Source organism: Arthrobacter sp. SRS-W-1-2016 (genome assembly GCF_002009585.1).
In the GTDB taxonomy this organism is placed as follows: Bacteria; Actinomycetota; Actinomycetes; order Actinomycetales; family Micrococcaceae; genus Arthrobacter; species Arthrobacter bambusae_A.
Genome location: NZ_MTPV01000082.1, coordinates 1 through 1325, shown reverse-complemented (window position 1 = coordinate 1325; position 1325 = coordinate 1). Strand labels below are relative to the sequence as shown.

Below are 1325 nucleotides of genomic sequence, written 5' to 3'. Positions count from 1 at the left end.
CCCACACACCGACGGTCCTATAGATGTCAAGTGAGTCCAAGGTCGGTTTTCAGGTCGTGATAGACCTCCCGGGCAATGAAGCGTTTGAGGCATCGGAGCACGTCCTTCTTCGACAGTCCGTCAGCGAGGCGTCGCTTGACGTAGTCGATGGTGGGCTGGTGGTAGCGCATCCGGCAGACTGCGATCATGTGGAGCGCGGCGTTGGCTTGACGATCACCGCCTCGGTGCAGGCGCATGCGTTGCGTCTTGCCGGAGGAAACCGGGATCGGTGCGACGCCGCAGAGTCTGGCGAATGCGGCCTCGGAGTGGACCCGCTGAATGTTCTGCCCGGCGGTGATCAACAGCTGCGCGGCGTGCCCTGGCCCGATCGCGAGCTTGGACGTCAGCGTCGGCGCGGTGCGCTCGACGAGCTGTTTGAGTGAGGCGTCGGTCTCGTTGATCTCCTCGTCGAGCATCTGGATCCTCCGGGCCAGGGCGCGCAGTGCACGCTTGGTGGCTTGAAGCGGGTCATCAAGACGATCCAGATCAGGCCGCAAGCCCGCGCATCGTGCCACGAGCACGGCTGCGGACCGTTCCGTGAGCTGCTCCCGCAGCTGCGCAGGTGCTGTGACTAGAAGACTGCGCAGTTGGACGATCGTTCTCGTGCGGGAACGAACCGCGGATTCCCGGGCCAAGCGCAGCACACGGATCGACTCGACAATACCTGTGGTGACCTTCGGGATCGCGGTGGCCTGCCCCGAGAGCGCCTTGCGCGCTGCTGCTTCAGCGTCGATCGAATCGTCTTTGCCGCGGCGCGCTCTCAGGTGCGGGTGGGGCTGGTTGACTTCCACGACATCGACACCTGATTCGAGGAGGAACCGTGTGATGCCGGCCGCATACGAACCGGTGGATTCGACGCCGATCTTGTCAATCAACCCGAACTTTGCCAACCAGTCCAGCGCGTCACGATATCCGCGTGATGAAGCGGGAAAAGGGTGATCGCCGAGTATCTTCCCGGTCGTATCGAGCGCGACGACATGATGAGTGTCGGCGTGCGCGTCGATGCCTCCGATGACGATCACTGCTTGCGTCGTCTGCGCGTTGTTGCTCATGCTGGTGGTGTCTCCCTTCGATGAGGGATGACCTCGCCAGGCCGGGCGGACACAACAATGACGAGTCATTGATCGAGCAAGGTCCTATGAAGTCACGTCCCGCCCGGTCCGGCCACCCGAAACGAGCGCGACCCCGGCACGAGCCGACCCGTCGGTGTCAGGACAATGCCCGAGAGCACGTCAGTTATTCAGCAAGTCAGACCCGCCCGGAGCCGCAACTCCATCTTCATTGTT

The 1325-nt window shown here is 62.8% G+C and carries 1 protein-coding gene; it reads right to left on the bottom strand.

All coding sequences use genetic code 11. The annotated features are described in order from the left end of the window. Window positions 1-26: 26 nt before the first annotated feature. Complete coding sequence (locus tag BMF89_RS21290) at window positions 27-1091, bottom strand: IS110 family transposase (RefSeq protein ID WP_078109036.1); 1065 nt, start codon at window positions 1089-1091, stop codon at window positions 27-29. Window positions 1092-1325: the final 234 nt, after the last annotated feature.